The organism is Paenibacillus sp. FSL E2-0177 (assembly GCF_037992975.1).
Lineage (GTDB): Bacteria > Bacillota > Bacilli > Paenibacillales > Paenibacillaceae > Paenibacillus_AQ > Paenibacillus_AQ odorifer.
The window spans coordinates 6,135,216-6,150,437 of record NZ_CP150307.1 but is presented as its reverse complement, the minus strand read 5'-3'; the positions used below and the strand labels follow the sequence as shown (position 1 = coordinate 6,150,437).

General features: G+C 46.2%; 12 protein-coding genes. 10 read left to right on the top strand and 2 right to left on the bottom strand.

The genetic code is table 11. From position 1 onward, the window contains the following. Positions 1–142 precede the first annotated feature (142 nt). Together MHI25_RS27330 and MHI25_RS27325 are read left to right on the top strand one after the other, a co-directional pair. Positions 143–1,150: a TIR domain-containing protein gene (locus tag MHI25_RS27330; RefSeq protein WP_175617364.1), complete on the top strand. Its 1,008-nt coding sequence runs from the start codon at positions 143–145 to the stop codon at positions 1,148–1,150. After that, the gene (locus MHI25_RS27325; RefSeq protein ID WP_036680302.1) at positions 1,147–1,386 is read left to right on the top strand and encodes a hypothetical protein; all 240 of its coding nucleotides are present in this window, start codon (positions 1,147–1,149) and stop codon (positions 1,384–1,386) included. The genes MHI25_RS27330 and MHI25_RS27325 overlap by 4 nt, the downstream gene beginning before the upstream one ends. A 61-nt stretch (positions 1,387–1,447) precedes the next feature. On the opposite strand, the gene MHI25_RS27320 is transcribed toward MHI25_RS27325, so the two are convergent. Beyond that, positions 1,448–2,533 carry an LLM class flavin-dependent oxidoreductase gene (locus MHI25_RS27320; RefSeq protein WP_340394640.1) on the bottom strand — a complete coding sequence of 362 codons (1,086 nt, stop codon included), beginning with the start codon at positions 2,531–2,533 and terminating at the stop codon, positions 1,448–1,450. A 246-nt stretch (positions 2,534–2,779) separates the two neighbouring features. Here MHI25_RS27320 and MHI25_RS27315 point away from each other — a divergent pair, with 246 nt between their 5' ends. Together MHI25_RS27315 and MHI25_RS27310 are read left to right on the top strand one after the other, a co-directional pair. Next, the gene (locus MHI25_RS27315) at positions 2,780–4,132 is read left to right on the top strand and encodes a PQQ-binding-like beta-propeller repeat protein (RefSeq protein ID WP_340394639.1); all 1,353 of its coding nucleotides are present in this window, start codon (positions 2,780–2,782) and stop codon (positions 4,130–4,132) included. 164 nt (positions 4,133–4,296) lie between these two features. Continuing rightward, complete coding sequence (locus MHI25_RS27310) at positions 4,297–5,580, top strand: ArsB/NhaD family transporter (RefSeq protein ID WP_340394638.1); 1,284 nt, start codon at positions 4,297–4,299, stop codon at positions 5,578–5,580. Between the two features lie 633 nt (positions 5,581–6,213). Here MHI25_RS27310 and MHI25_RS27305 read toward each other — a convergent pair. After that, the gene (locus MHI25_RS27305; RefSeq protein ID WP_340394637.1) at positions 6,214–9,129 is read right to left on the bottom strand and encodes an S-layer homology domain-containing protein; all 2,916 of its coding nucleotides are present in this window, start codon (positions 9,127–9,129) and stop codon (positions 6,214–6,216) included. Between the two features lie 326 nt (positions 9,130–9,455). Here MHI25_RS27305 and MHI25_RS27300 point away from each other — a divergent pair, with 326 nt between their 5' ends. The 6 genes from MHI25_RS27300 (at position 9,456) to MHI25_RS27275 (ending at position 15,138) form a co-directional block, all read left to right on the top strand. Continuing rightward, positions 9,456–10,232, top strand: a complete 777-nt coding sequence (locus tag MHI25_RS27300; RefSeq protein WP_036680296.1) for an ABC transporter ATP-binding protein — start codon at positions 9,456–9,458, stop codon at positions 10,230–10,232. A 106-nt stretch (positions 10,233–10,338) separates the two neighbouring features. Then, on the top strand, positions 10,339–11,142 hold the full coding sequence (locus MHI25_RS27295) for an ABC transporter permease (protein ID WP_076128755.1): 804 nt from the start codon (positions 10,339–10,341) through the stop codon (positions 11,140–11,142). A gap of 35 nt (positions 11,143–11,177) precedes the next feature. After that, on the top strand, positions 11,178–12,065 hold the full coding sequence (locus MHI25_RS27290) for an ABC transporter permease (RefSeq protein ID WP_076128753.1): 888 nt from the start codon (positions 11,178–11,180) through the stop codon (positions 12,063–12,065). Between the two features lie 24 nt (positions 12,066–12,089). Then, positions 12,090–13,697 carry an FAD-binding protein gene (locus tag MHI25_RS27285; RefSeq protein WP_076128751.1) on the top strand — a complete coding sequence of 536 codons (1,608 nt, stop codon included), beginning with the start codon at positions 12,090–12,092 and terminating at the stop codon, positions 13,695–13,697. Further along, the gene (locus MHI25_RS27280; protein WP_036680289.1) at positions 13,694–14,026 is read left to right on the top strand and encodes a ferredoxin family protein; all 333 of its coding nucleotides are present in this window, start codon (positions 13,694–13,696) and stop codon (positions 14,024–14,026) included. The genes MHI25_RS27285 and MHI25_RS27280 overlap by 4 nt, the downstream gene beginning before the upstream one ends. Positions 14,027–14,073: 47 nt before the next feature. Further along, positions 14,074–15,138: an ABC transporter substrate-binding protein gene (locus tag MHI25_RS27275; RefSeq protein WP_076310332.1), complete on the top strand. Its 1,065-nt coding sequence runs from the start codon at positions 14,074–14,076 to the stop codon at positions 15,136–15,138. Positions 15,139–15,222 lie beyond the last annotated feature (84 nt).

The following is a 15,222-nucleotide window of genomic DNA, read 5'->3' as shown; positions in this document are numbered from 1 at the left end:
TCGCTTTTTGAGAGTAGTCGTAATTCCTTACCCAATTTACGAGGTTTAGAATAATATTTTTTGAGAATATGGCCTCTTTTCTGGTGGTCTAAAGACTTGTATAATTATTACATATCGGGAAAGAGGATGAAGGAGCATTGCCGTGACTAAACCAAAGCTATTCATTGGATCTTCCAGGGAGTCTATACGTTATGCAAGAGCGATTCATGAGCAGCTGAAGAGGGATGCTGAAGTGCATCCTTGGTATGCCAACGCTTTTCGGGCGAATGAATACACTATGGAGGCGTTGGAGCGAAATTTGGATGAGAGCGATTTTGCCGTATTTGTGTTCTCGCCAGATGATGTCGCCAAAATCCGTGGTAAATATTATTATGTGACCCGCGATAATACGGGGTTTGAAATGGGTTTGTTTTGGGCTAGATTACGGCGCAGCCGTGTTTTTTGTCTAGTGCCTGATCAGGTAACTGCGCGTGATGATCTCATCCCTGGAGAAAATGTAGAAGAATATCATCTGCTATCTGATTTAGCGGGAATTACATCTTTAGAGTATGAAGTGCATCACGATAATCCTACGGCTGCTGTGGATGTGAGCTGTGGTAAGATTATTGATAGTATTCAAGAACGTGGAAGATTCCGTGACCCGCTTAAAGATTTAGAGCAGCTAAAGATGGATTTAAGGCGCAAAGAAAGTATCCTTCATTTTTTTTGGCAATATAATAGTAATGTGACCATCTCCGAGAATGGAGATAAATATCACGCACTTAGTGAGGCGATACGCAATTCCTTTTTACCTCCGAAGCATTGTCGTGTAATCGGTGCAGCCATCTGGCAGGCACAAGAGAAGGAACAACTTGTTCAGGTGGGGGGGAATGTCGGACGTGGTCACTCCTATCCCTTGTCTGTAACGAAAGGGAATGAGAAGCAGCCTAGTGTGGTAGATGCATTTTTATCGAGTAAATGGACTTTTTTTCAACGCACGGAAGTTGCAGAGGTATATATCCTATGCTATCCTCTAGGTAAGAAGTATGTTCTTTCCGTTCATTTCTCAGGAAGTGATGGATTATCTGCAGATGATCTTAAGGCGGTAGTTGGGAATAATCAGGATTTATTCCGTACCATCAATCATTTAGTAGGAGAGGATTCAGCATGAAGAGAATAAAAGGTATTAACAGCTTATCCGATGCTGTTCTCCGATCTGCGAGTGGTGGGAGCAGGAGTGCAGGCGGCGATGACAAAAGCACCAAAAGAAAAGCAGGCTCGAGTCATTCTGCTCAGCAGCCAGCTTCAGCTCAGATTTATACTGCACCTTCTTTGGACGGCGGAGACGACGAATATAAGAAGCTTATCAGCGGGAAAGTAGATAATAATAAACCATCCTTTGCGTGATTTTATTTATAAAAAGGGGGCCTCAGCCGTTGGCTTGAGGGCCCCTTTTTGGTATTCCATTCTAACGGCTGTTCTTCTTGGCGATCTCACGCCGTACGACAGGTGCAACCTCTGTTGCCAAAAGTTCAATGGCTTTGGCTACCTTAGCGTAAGGAAGGCCGCCGATATCGAGCTGAGTCATAAAGCGGCTATGACCGAACAGCTCATGCTGATAGAGAATTTTTTCGATAATTTGCTGCGGGCTGCCTACAGCCATCGTGTTATCAGCAGATACATATTGCCCAAAGTCATCACGAGACACCTTGTACTCTTGACCCGGTTTTGGACTGATAGAGTTACGGTAACTATAGTAGTAAGGGTAATATTCATCCAACGCCTGCTGTGAGGTTTCAGCAATGTAGCCGTGGCTAGTGATCGCAATCTTTAGATCTTCAGGTGGATGTCCTGCTTGAATTCCGGCACGCCGATAGGTTGCGGCAAGCTCTTGAAAAGGCTCTGGACTGCCGCTTAGGATGGCGATAGCCATTCCGGTCCCGAGCATCCCGGCCTTCTCCGCACTTTCTGGAGAACCGCCTACACCAATCCAGAGCGGAAGATTCTCTTGCAATGGACGTGGAGCAATCTCCGAATCCTTCAGCGATGAACGGAAGGAGCCCTCCCAGTTCATAACTTCATGTTTGTTAAGCTCCAAGAGTAAATTGATGTTCTCGGAGAATAGACGGTGATAATCTTCAAGCTCATACCCGAAGAGCGGAAAAGACTCCACAAAAGCACCACGCCCCGCAATAATCTCTGCACGTCCATTCGACAGCAAATCAAGTGTGGCGAAATCCTCGAACACCCGTACAGGATCAATGGTGCTTAATACGGTTGTTGCGCTCGTTAGTTTAATTCTGTTAGTAACCTGAGAAATGGCAGCCAGCACCACTGGCACCGAAGAAATTACAAAATCAAGACGATGATGCTCACCTACACCAAATACATCAAGTCCCGCCTCATCTGCCAGCTTAGCTGCAGCTACAACGTCGTCGAGACGTTGTTTTGGACTGATCTTCTTCCCTGTATGACAATCCGCTACGATGTCTCCTAAGGTATAGATACCAAATTCAAAATCGGATGCTGGTGCTGCGGTTGCTTCGTTACTCATGCTCACAAACCCCTTGTTATTCATATATTTGCTAAAGCCTGTCCGTGTATGGAGGAATGTGATTATTATAACACAATGACTTACAAAATGTAAGTTTGTGAGTAAATGTTTTGATTTCTTCTGTTGGTTTTGACAAAATGGAATAATAATCCATAAGTATTATGTCCTGCTCGTCCAATATTATTATATTTGATTTTAAGAAGCTATCCAAATGAGGCAGTTACTTATATGAGGAGGAGTTTGGTGGTGAGAGGAACAATATTGAAATCTTATTTTCGTACTGCAGTTATTGGTTTAGGGGTATTGCTTATGGTAAATCCGGTACAAGCAGCTGCGGTTGATCCACACACCTCTTTTATAGGCTCGAATGGTGATGATTACTATGCAAACCTGCCTGCTGCGAAGGTTGAATGGTCAACAACAATGGATTTGCCAGCTTTGAAAGATGTGCCGTCGGATTATATCATGGGTAAGGGTGTTGTTGCAGTCGGAGCGGGCAAAGCTTTTATCCTTCAAAAGGGTCAGCTTTTAGCGATTAACGTCCAGACTGGAAAAGTAATGTGGAAATACGGCTCCAAATTAACAACGCCGCTGCTCTATCAGGATGGCGTGGCTTACGTCACTTCGGAGGCAGGTACGATCTATGCAGTTAACGCGGCTACGGGCAAAAATAAATGGAGCTCATCGGCAACCAGTAAAGGTGTCAGTAAATTGTTAATTGATAAAGAGCAGCTATTCGCTGCTAATGGCGATATTCAAGCCTACAATCTGAAAGATGGCAAGTTGCAGTGGCGCGATAATTTCAGCGAAATGCTGTTTGAACCATTTATGGTTGAGGGGAATCTGGTGCTAGCTCAAAACTCAGAATCCGGAGCGTATACGTATGACATTTTACATGCGTTTGATCGAACAACAGGTAAAGAGCTTTGGAATAGTGGTAATCATAGTCTTCCGATTGCAGCAGATGGGACTACGCTTATCTCACAACGGGAAGCTACATTGGTAGACCCTCTTCCTTTGACGACACTCGATCATTTGGATGTGAAGACAGGTAAGCTTGTAAAGGCTGTAGAGTATAACCCCACTCATATAGATCCTAATCATCCGAAACCAGAAGAAGAATATATGACTAGCGGAGGCAGAGCCTGGATCATTGGGGACAGGATATATATTGGGGGACAAAAAGGAGTCTATGGCTACCCAGTAAATGTTGATCCAGCTGCCGTAACACGAGATAATTATTCGTATGAATCCATCGGAGCTAAGTTATCCTACGCGGCGGGTCCTTATGATGGAAGAATTCTTTTTAGTAACGAACAGAGCATCTATGGTGTTAAAATGTCTAATAAATCTGTGTTCCAGTACGGAGGAATCAGCAATCCGATTGCCCGCTTCGATCTGCTCGGACATGGCATGTATGTTGCCCAGACCGATGGGAAATTGGTTGCTATTGATCTAATTACCGCCAAACCTATCGTGCAGCTCAAAACATCAGGTAGAGTATTCGGCCCAACCTTGCTGGAGGATGGGATGATTATTGTGCAGAGTAAAGGGAAGTTAACTGCTTTCAAGGAGCCTCAGGCTCTGAAAATGAAATAATCGAATCCACAACGGCTCTCCGATAAACATCCGGCAGAGTCGTTTTTTAGTGGAATGATTCCACAATCCCAGTGCGAAAAATACAAATCTATTTTATGATAATAAGGTTATAGGATGAGTAGACTGTAAGTTAACGAAATTACATAGAAGGACCGAGGGATATTATGGAACAGCAAGCGGTTTGGGCGATAGGTATTTTTCTGCTGATTTATGGACTTATTATTTCCGAAAAGATTCACCGTACCATTCTGGCGATGTTAGGAGCTATCGTCATGATAGCGATGGGCATTGTGGATCAGGAGACGGCACTACAGCACATCGATTTTAATACTATAGGATTGCTTGTAGGGATGATGATGATTGTAGGGATTACCGCAGAGACGGGGCTCTTTAAATACGCAGCTGTGAAATCAGCTAAGTTGGCGAAGGGGAAGCCGAAGAGAATACTGATTGCTTTGTTTGTGATTACCGCAGTGGCTTCAGCCTTTTTGGATAATGTGACGACAGTGCTGCTTATGGTGCCAGTCACCTTCAGTATTACAAGACAACTGCGCATACATCCGCTGCCTTTTTTGATGTCACAAATTATCGCATCTAATGTAGGGGGAACGGCAACCTTGATCGGAGACCCGCCTAATATCATGATTGGCAGTGCGGTTAAGGAGCTGACCTTCATGGCTTTTATTAGCAATCTGACACCCGTGATTATCATCATCGTTTTGGCGTATATCCCGCTGCTGTTATTGATGTTCGGTAAACAAATTAAAACTACACCTGAATTGCAGCAGAGCATCATGGACATGGATGAGAAGGTTATGATTACAGATCATAAGTTGCTGCGAAAATGTTTGATCGTACTGGCAATTACGATTGCCGGGTTCTTTTTACATCAGGCGTTACATTTGGAGTCCGCTACGGTTGCACTGGCTGGTGCATTTTTACTGCTGCTGCTGACCGGAGGGGAACATATGCTGGAAAAAGCTTTTCACAGCGTGGAATGGATTACGATCTTCTTTTTTATCGGACTGTTCGTGTTGGTGTCAGGGCTTGTAGAGACAGGTGTGATTGCAGAGCTGGCAGCAAAAGCGATTGAAATAACGAATGGTGATGTGCTGATGAGCGCAATGATGATTTTATGGGTCAGCGCCATTACCTCGGCATTTCTGGATAACATCCCTTTTGTAGCAACTATGATCCCGCTGATTCAGGAGATGGGCAATATGGGGATCAGCAATTTGGAGCCGTTATGGTGGAGTTTGGCCTTAGGCGCTTGTCTGGGTGGCAATGGCACATTGATTGGTGCGAGTGCTAATTTGATCGTGGCGGGTTTGGCAGGAAAAGAGGGGTACCCGATTACATTCATGAAGTATTTGAAGGTCGGATTTCCTTTAATGCTGTTGTCCATTGTGATCTCCAGCGTGTATTTATATTTAAGATATCTGATGTAAGCAGCGTTGCTAAGAGCCGGGGGAGCGATATGCTTGAAGTGATATTTTGAAACGGTAGAAGTTGTGGAGGAAGTAGAAGGAGTAGGAGTAGTGGAAGTAGTGGAAGTAGTGGAAGTAGTGGAAGTAGTGGAAGTAGTGGAAGTGGTGGAAGTAGAGGAAGTAGAGGAAGTAGTGGGAGTAGAGGGAGTAGATGCAGAAGTATAAGTAACAAGTGGAGGCAAAATGCAGATTTTGAAGCGGTAGACATAGGTTGGAGTGACGGTGGGAGCATATAAGTGTATTTTGTACAGTTATAACTCATCGAATAAATTGTCCCCAAAAAATAGCTGTATTCAGTACACTTATTTTCATGATTTCCTCAGCTAAAGGTGGTTTTTCTGGATTTTAATTGTATAGAATACAGTTATATTCAGGACAACCCCTTTTTTATACGAAATAAGTGTACAGAATGCAACTAAATCAAAGATTTGATCTAGATTCGGCGATTAAAATATACGGGGAATCCGGAGGAGTTATTCCGAGGTTTACCCAAAGTCGACTTAACCCTACGCAATGCAGATAAACAAGCAGGCAGTGTTTCTCCAATATCTGGAGGCTCACTGCCTGCTTGTTTTTTACATTAGAAAGGGCTGTTTAAGGAGTATGGCTTCCAAAATACTGGTAAGTTCCTTTGGGATATTGATTCCACTCGCCCTCAAGTGAATACTGCTGTGATCCAGTGTATATACCAGATTTACGGACAATAGTTCCACCTGTGGAGAGGAATTGCTGAGTAGAGGTAGGGTCACCGAGAACATCCACGATTTGGCCGTTTTTCTTCAGTACTAATGCTGTAATATTATATGTTTTTGGATTATATAGACTCAGTTCATCATTGTAATAGGAGATATTCATTAAATCAAATGCGTCCCCAAAAGTAGAATCTATAAACATATACGGCATTGCTACAGGTACAGGGAATAATGGCCGGGAATAAACCTGTTTGGTTTGGGTGGCTTTCATAAATTGGTGGACTTCAAGGGTGTAACCTTCTGCTTTTCCTGCGGGATTACCATTTCCTTTATAGTACAGCTCAACTGCGATTCTGCCGTCACCGCCGTCCAGATACTCTGAGAAGAATAGCTCGGAGGTACCCTGTGAAGCCACGCTTATAGATAATACAACCGCTTTGCCATCAAAACCTACTATCCATACCGTTCCTGGACTTGTAGGACCATTCCATATAGCTCCATTCAGAGTTGCAGGTCCGCTCAATGAACCTGTGCTGCTTTCTGTATACACTTTAAATTGACTCTGATTAGGAATCAGCTTGGAAATATCGAAGGAAATATTGGATACACCTTGCTTGGTGGTTATTGGCACAAAGCCGTTGTTTACAAGCTGGGCTGTAATCAAGGTGAAAGTTGAGGTAGCTGAACCTCCTTTATCATCCGTTGCTGTGAGGGTCACTAAACCACTAGCTGAACTATTAGCTGCCGGAGTTATCGTCAGAGTGTTGCCATTAAGGCTAAGTGTACCAGCATTTACGTTATCTATAGAAGCTGAATAAGTAAGCATGTCATTGTCGGGATCTTGAAAAAGCTGGGCCAGATCAAATGTACGTGGTGCAGTGATACCTGGTGTTAAGAGTTGAGTAGTGATTCCAGATATCGCAATTGGTGGCTGATTAGACGTTACAGTGAATGCAAAAGTAGCAGTGTTAACGCCACCTTGGCCGTCCATTGCTGTTATTGTAATCATGGCTGTGCCTGAATCGACCGGCACAAGGTTGAGATGATTCCCATTTACAGATACAGTGGCAACGCTAGCGTCAGAGGATGCAGCTGCGAATGTAAGCGGGTCGCCGTCCGGATCAATGAACACATTACTGATGTCGACGTTTTGGACACCACTTGTGATCAGAGCAGATATTGGATCAATATTATTTTGCACGACTGGTGCATGGTTCACCGGAGTAGGCGCCGGAGTAGGGCTAGGAGTCGCCACCGGAGTAGGCTCAGGAGTCGTCACCGGAGTAGGACTAGGAGTCGCGACCGGAGTAGGACTAGGAGTCGCCACGGGAGTAGGCTCAGGAGTCGGCGCCGGAGTAGGCTCAGGAGTCGTCACCGGAGTAGGGCTAGGAGTCGTCACCGGAGTAGGGCTCGGAGTCGCGACCGGAGTAGGACTAGGAGTCGTCACCGGAGTAGGACTAGGAGTCGTCACCGGAGTAGGCTCAGGAGTCGCTACGGGAGTAGGGCTCGGAGTCGTCACCGGAGTAGGGCTCGGAGTCGCGACCGGAGTAGGACTAGGAGTCACTACCGGAGTAGGCTCAGGAGTCGGATCGCTCACGGCGTTAGCAGACGTGGACGAAGTATATGCAGGAGCAACGGCTCCAGATGCATTTTGAACCTTTTGGATATTATCTTGAATGGCTGTGTAATTTGTTATGAAATGTGAAGGCAGACTGTTGCCAGGCAACTGCAGATTTTGAATAGACAAGGAGGGATCGATGGTGATCCTAGCGCCGCCTTCAACTATTTTTAAGGTTTGCAGGGGACCGCTGCCATGAATAGTAACTGGAGTTATAGAATCCACAATGATCTGCCCAATTTGGCCCTGAAAAGTTATACTCGAAACGCCATTTTTAATCTTCAAATCACCGGTAACATTGCCTTTAATAACAACATCATTTCCAGAAATATTGAGCAAAGAACCGGAGGGTAAGCCGGAGGTATTTAGTTGAACCCCTTTTTGTACAATTTCAAGCTCTTGCAAACCATCTACATGACGATTCAAGGAATTGAACTTAAGGACAGCTCCTCTTAAAGCATCATGGTTGCTATCACCCATTAATTCTTTGAGTGTACCTTCAATGAGGTAAGGCGTGCCATTGATCGTTACGAAATCTCCATCTATATTGTCGATCGTTGCAGTTTGTTGTTCTTCTTTAAAAATATTCAGCAGAAAAGAAGCCATATCCTGCCGCTGAACAGTACCTTTGGGGCTGAACATATCTTCGGGAGAGTCTATAAGTTTAAGACGTAGTGCGACATCAGTATACTCTTTTGCCCAATTGCTGATTGTGGATTCGTCATTAACCTTGTTGGCTTGTCCGCCTTGTGCTCCAGTTCCGCGGATGGCACGTACAAATATAACTGCAAGCTCTTCCCTAGTTACAGGTCTGGATGGATTAAAATTACCTGTAAGATCACCCTCCATAAATCCTGCCTTTTTAACAGCCTCAATAGCGGAGACACTCCAACTGGAATCAGATACGTCTCTAAAGGAAGAAGCGGAATTCACTGAGGAATCTAGCTTTAAGGTCTTCGCTAAAATGGCTGCCAGCTCTTGGCGGGTCATAGTCGCAGTGGGTCTGAATTGTCCATTGGGATCGCCTTTAAGCAATCCTAGACGAGCAGCCTCGAGGATTGCGGCACTTTTCGTCTGTTGTATTTCGGTTAAATCGGAGAACGGTGGAGTGATTTCAGCTGCAGATGCATAGAGAGTACCACCGAACAAGGTGTTAAGGGCAACAAGTGTTGCTCCCCATTTTAATGATATGCTTTTCAAGCAAAAGCCCCTTCCTTAGAACCAATTTGTCATAAGCTTACTTCATTATATCGACGCAAAAGCAAAGTTTTTTAATACTTTCATCCTACTAAAAGTGATTAAATTCATTGCTTTTCTAACTTATGAACTAGAAATAACTCCACTTCTGTTCCATAAAAGGGCTTGTTTTTTGTTGACAGCTTATAAAATCGATGATATTTTAAATATTATAATTCCAATTGATTTACTTTGAATAATGATTGCCGACTGTTCCTACAGAGGTATTGCGAATGTAAAAACGCAATGCCTCTGTTTTTTTGTCCATACAGATTAAAGGAGGGGTCAAGGTGGGAGAAGCGTTGCTGTCTATTTCGAACCTAAATAAACGTTTTGAGTCTGCCGGTGGTCATGTTCAAGCACTCCATAATGTAGATCTCCATGTACAGGAGGGCGAATTTATTACAGTCATCGGCCCCAGCGGCTGTGGAAAAAGTACACTATTACGCATCGTAGCCGGTCTGGATAGCGGGTACACTGGCAGTGTCACCCTGGAAGGGGCGGAGATTGGGGGTCCTGGGATCGATAAGGGTTTTATTTTTCAGGAGCATCGCCTCTTTCCCTGGCTTACCGTTGAGAAGAATATTGCCTCTGATTTACCGCTAGGGAACAAGGAGGTTAGGCGGAAGGTCGATGAATTGATTGATCTGGTGAAGTTAAATGGATTTGAGAAATCTTATCCCCGCGAGTTGTCGGGAGGGATGGCCCAGCGGGTGGCAATAGCTCGTGCACTTCTGCGCAATCCGAAAATACTGCTGCTGGACGAACCGTTTGGTGCACTGGATGCATTCACTCGGGCTCATATGCAGACGGTATTGCTGGACATTTGGCGGGCTAACCAAACAACCATGATTTTTGTGACACATGATATTGATGAGGCTGTGTTCTTGGGGAATCGGGTAGTGATTCTAGAGCCGCGTCCCGGGAAAATACGTAAAATTGTACCGATAGATTTACCGTATCCACGGAAAAAAACAACGACATCCTTTCAAGAGCTGCGTTTGAAGGTGTTGAATTATTTTGAAAAGGTAGATGAGTTAGAGCTTACAGACGGAGCCGGAATATAAAATAGGTCGACCATACCCATGGAGACTTTCGAAGGCATTAACATTCGAGGGTCTCTTTCTGTTTATTTAAAGTGATTGTAAAGCTGAAAAAAGGTGGGTTCAAAGTATGACAAATCGGGCTGTAGTCATAAGAACTTCCGGAAGACCCGGAAAGGTGGCAACACTAGGACTTGGTCTTTTGCTGCCGGGCAGTGTGCTAATTCTGTGGCAGACGCTCGGGCATTATGGAATGATCTCGGAGATGCTGTTCCCTACGCCGTATACGATTGCGGAATCTTTTGTAACTTTAGCGGCTTCAGGCGATCTGTGGCCGAACTTTAGAATCAGCTTGGTCAGAGCCTTTTCTGGATTCCTGCTAGGTGGTGGACTGGGTCTGCTGTTAGGACTTCTCGTAGGCCTGTTCCGCAGATCGGAGAAGCTGTTAGATCCTTCCCTGCAAATGATCCGCATGATTCCCAGTCTGGCGGTAGTACCGCTGTTCATTTTATGGTTCGGGATCGGTGAGGAGTCGAAGGTGCTATTGATTGCTAAGGGAGCTTTTTTCCCACTTTATATCAATACGTTCATGGGAATTCGCGGCGTGGATAACAAGCTGTTCGAAGTTTCCCGGGTACTTGGCTTCAGCCGATTGAAGCAGATTGGCAGGTTAGTACTTCCAGCAGCGCTGCCGAACATTATTCTTGGAGTGCGTCTCTCTCTAGGGCTTTCTTGGCTGGGGTTAGTAGTGGCAGAGCTTATTGCATCTACCTCAGGCATTGGATACATGATGTCCGACGCGCGTCAATTCGCGGACACACCAGTGGTGTTCGTGGGAATTATTATTTTTGCCGTAGCTGGATTGTTGAGTGATTCCATTGTTCGTTACATTGAACGACGGTTGTTGAGATGGCAAGACAGTTATCGCGGATAACCTTGAACGCTCATTAAACAAAAGGGGGATGCACCATGAGCGATGGAGTAGAAGCTATTATCAAAAATACTAAAAGAGCCAGAGAAACGCTGGATAGCAGCGGCACAGCTCCTTTATCCAAGAAGACACCGAAGAAACCTGCAATACAAGTTGCATGGAAACCCCTGCTCTCTGATTGGGGAATGGGTGCAATTATCCCGGTGGTGACGTTAGTCCTTTGGCAGCTGGCAGGGAGTACGGGGCTGGTCTCCGCAACCTTTTTGCCGACCCCGCTTTCGATTGCAAGAGCTTTTACCGACTTGTTGGTTACTGGAGAGTTAACTCATCATCTGGGTGTCAGCATGGGTAGGGCGGGCATCGGATTTCTTATTGGAGGTGTGTTGGGTCTTCTATTCGGCGTACTGACTGGCTTGTTTCGCAGTGTAGAATATGTGCTCGATCCTAGCGTACAAGTGCTTAGGCTTGTTCCCCATTTAGCTATAGCGCCGCTCATTATTCTCTGGTTCGGGTTTGGAGAGATGTCAAAAGTTGTGATCATTATGACAGGCTCATTTTTTCCGCTCTATATTAATACGTTTATGGGCATCCGCAATGTGGACAATAAATTGTTCGAAGTAGCTCGTGTATTGGGATTCAGTCCATATCAGAAGCTGCGCAGGCTTATACTCCCGGCGGCGCTGCCTGGAATTTTGTTAGGGCTAAGGTTGTCGCTGGCTGTAGCTTGGATTGGTTTGGTTGTAGCAGAGCTTATTGGATCACAGTCAGGTATTGGGTTTCTTATCAATGAAGCGAAGCAGAACTCTAATACAGAGGTTGTATTCGTAGGCATTATTATTTTCGCAATTGTCGGTAAGCTGATCGATTCCTTGTTCCGGATTATTGAACGAAAGTTCCTGTTCTGGCGAGATAGTTACGAAGGCTAAACAAACTGAGGAGGTCTTAAACATATGAGTGGATCGGTGAAAAAAGGATCGGTGAATTTGGTGGCAGACGTGCTCGTTATCGGAGGAGGTCCGGCAGGAACGTGGGCAGCCCTTACTGCATCAGCGAAGGGAGCCAAAGTAATCCTTGCAGATAAAGGGTACTGCGGTTCAAGTGGGGCAACGGCACCGTCGGGAACGGGAGTCTGGTATGTGAAGCCGGATGAGAAGCTCCGGAAAGAGGCAAAAGCAAGTCGTTATGCGCTTGGCGGGCAGCTGGCTGAATCTCGCTGGATGGACCGGGTGCTGGATCAAACCTATGCCAATATGAACAAGCTGGGTGTTTCCGGTTATCCATTCCCTGTAGATGAGCAGGGCAATCAATTCCGAAGAAGTCTGCAAGGACCGGAATATATGAAATTAATGCGTAGGCTGGTGAAAAAGGCAGGCGTTAAAATTCTAGATCACAGCCCAGCCTTGGAACTCCTGGCAGATGAGCATGGCGTAGCTGGAGCGGCTGGAGTTCATACCCAGAGTGGAGAAACCTGGACTGTTCAGGCAGGAGCAGTCGTCATTGCTACCGGAGGCTGCGCCTTCCTAAGCAAGGCACTTGGCTGCAACGTGTTGACCGGAGATGGCTATCTCTTCGCTGCTGAGGCTGGGGCGAATCTGTCCGGCATGGAATTCTCCAATGCCTATGCGATCTGCCCTACGTTCTCTTCGGTGACCAAGACGGCGTATTACAGCTATGCCAGCTTTTATTATGAGGATGGAAGCGTTGTGGAGGGAGCCGGTTCCAAGAAGGGCCGTTCTGTAATTGCCCGGAATCTGTTGGCAGGTAATCAGGTGTACGCCAAGCTGGATGGGGCACCAGAGGATTTGAGACCGCTGCTGCGGGTGGCGCAGACGAACTTTTTCCTTCCTTTTGACCGCCAGGGAATTGATCCGTTCAAGGATGCGTTTCCGGTTACTTTGCGGCTCGAAGGCACGGTTCGGGGGACGGGTGGCATCCATATTACAGATGAAAGCTGCGGCACAGGTGTTCCCGGACTTTACGCGGCAGGAGATGCGGCTACCCGCGAGCTGATTTGCGGAGGTTTTACTGGCGGTGGCAGCCATAATGCGGCGTGGGCGATGTCTTCAGGTTCTTTTGCTGGTGAAGGAGCTGCTGTCTATGCACAGAGTCTGGGGTCGCACGCTGCGCAGCGTAGTCCAGTCGGCTTATCGTCATCACCACTGGTGCATCAGGAAGTGAAGCCGGGAGTGGCAGCCCAAACAGCAGAGTATGTGTCTGCTGTACAGGCTGAGGTGAAGCCGTATGACATCAATTTGTTCCGGACAGAACAAGGGCTGACGTCTGCACTAGATCGTCTGGATGGATTGTGGAAAGAGCAACGAAGCCGCGAAATTCAGCGTACGCCAGAAGGGGTCAAGGCACGGGAAGCCGAAGCCATGACCGCAACAGCCCGCTGGATGTACAATTCTGCACTTGCTCGTACAGAGACGAGAGGCATGCATAAGCGTGAGGATTTCAAGGCTACAGATCATGGCCAGCATCACCGCTTGATCAGTGGCGGATTAGATCAGGTATGGGTGAAGACGGAAGCCGTGGCTAAGGAGGGTGTTCTATCGTGATTGAGGTGATCAGCGCTGCCAGATGTGTAGAGTGCAACCAATGTGTATCTGTCTGCCCGACTAATGTTTTCGAACGGGTAGAGGATGGCATTCCTGTTATTGCCCGGCAGAGTGATTGCCAGACTTGCTTTATGTGTGAGCTGTATTGTCCTGTCGATGCTCTCTACGTTGCACCAGACTCTGAGAATATTATCGGTGTGACAGAAGCGGAACTTCAGGAGCAGGGACTACTTGGCGGTTATCGTGAAAAAGTAGGCTGGGGTAAGGGCAGGCAGCCTGTAGCAAGCCATGACTTTATGTATAAATTGGCGTCGAGGGCAGGGTTCTGAGCTGGATCAAGATTTAAATAAATAGCATAAACCTAGGGGGAGAAACAATGAAACAAGCGTACAGAGAGATTCAAGGGAAACGTTCTAGGAAGATTCGGTTTGCACTTTTAACTACAATTATGATGGCCATGCTGGTGCTTCAGGCTTGCGGAAATAATACGGGCGGCAATGGAGCATCTGCCTCCGGGGGATCAAATACGGAGAAGGCGGGAGAAGGGGCCACGAGCACGAGCAATGTTCCAGCGGTATTGAACTTTGGGTTTATCGGTTCCAACAAATTGAATGTGCCCGGCGGTGCAGAGGGTTGGGGCTTTTATAAAGGGATTATTCAAGAAGAGTTGAAGAAATACGGCATTACTGAAGTGAAGCTTACTGGCTTTCCAAACGGTCCGGATCAGACAGAATCCTTGATTAGTGGTCGGCTGGATATCGGCAGCCTTGGAGATACACCTGCTATTATTGCCTACGCTTCTGGAGCCAAGACCCGTCTGATTTCACAATCTTCCGCGAACACGATTGGTTATTTGATCGGCAAGAAGGATGGGCCCAAGACGGTGAAAGATCTGCAAGGTAAAACTATCGCGATTCAAAAAGGCTCCTTCATGCACCGATATGTAGTTGGATTACTACAGGAAGAAGGCGTGACCGACTACAAACTCGTGCATATGCTCATTCCTGATGCTACTGCAGCTTTAGCCCGTGGAGATGTAGATGCTACAACAAATCTAGGTGTTCCTGCGCTGAAGCTGATTGACCAAGGTTACACTCACTTGGATGATGCCTCGAAGCACCCGAACCTGCTTGGTTCTAGCGCAACAGTTGTGTCTGAGGATTATCTGGCGAAATTCCCTGATTTTCCGAAGGTATGGAACGAAGCTAGAGAGAAGGCCTTGGCAGACTTGAAGCAGCATGAAGATGAGTATTATCAATTTCTGGCTGAAATCGGAGATACAACGCCTGAGCTGGCGAAGCAAGTGAATCCGATTAGTGATATCAAGGATACTGCGTTCACTGATGAAGGAACAAAGCTGCTGGAAGGTACCAAAAACTTCCTCGTCGAAGAGAAGTTAGCGAAAAAAGACTTCAATATTAGCGATTGGCAGCTGAAATAAGTTGCTTAAAGGTTGCTTTAATTGAACTTAAGATTCTTCTGTAAAGGTAATTGAGTGACTGCGGTGAATGTTTGGACTTTCGGC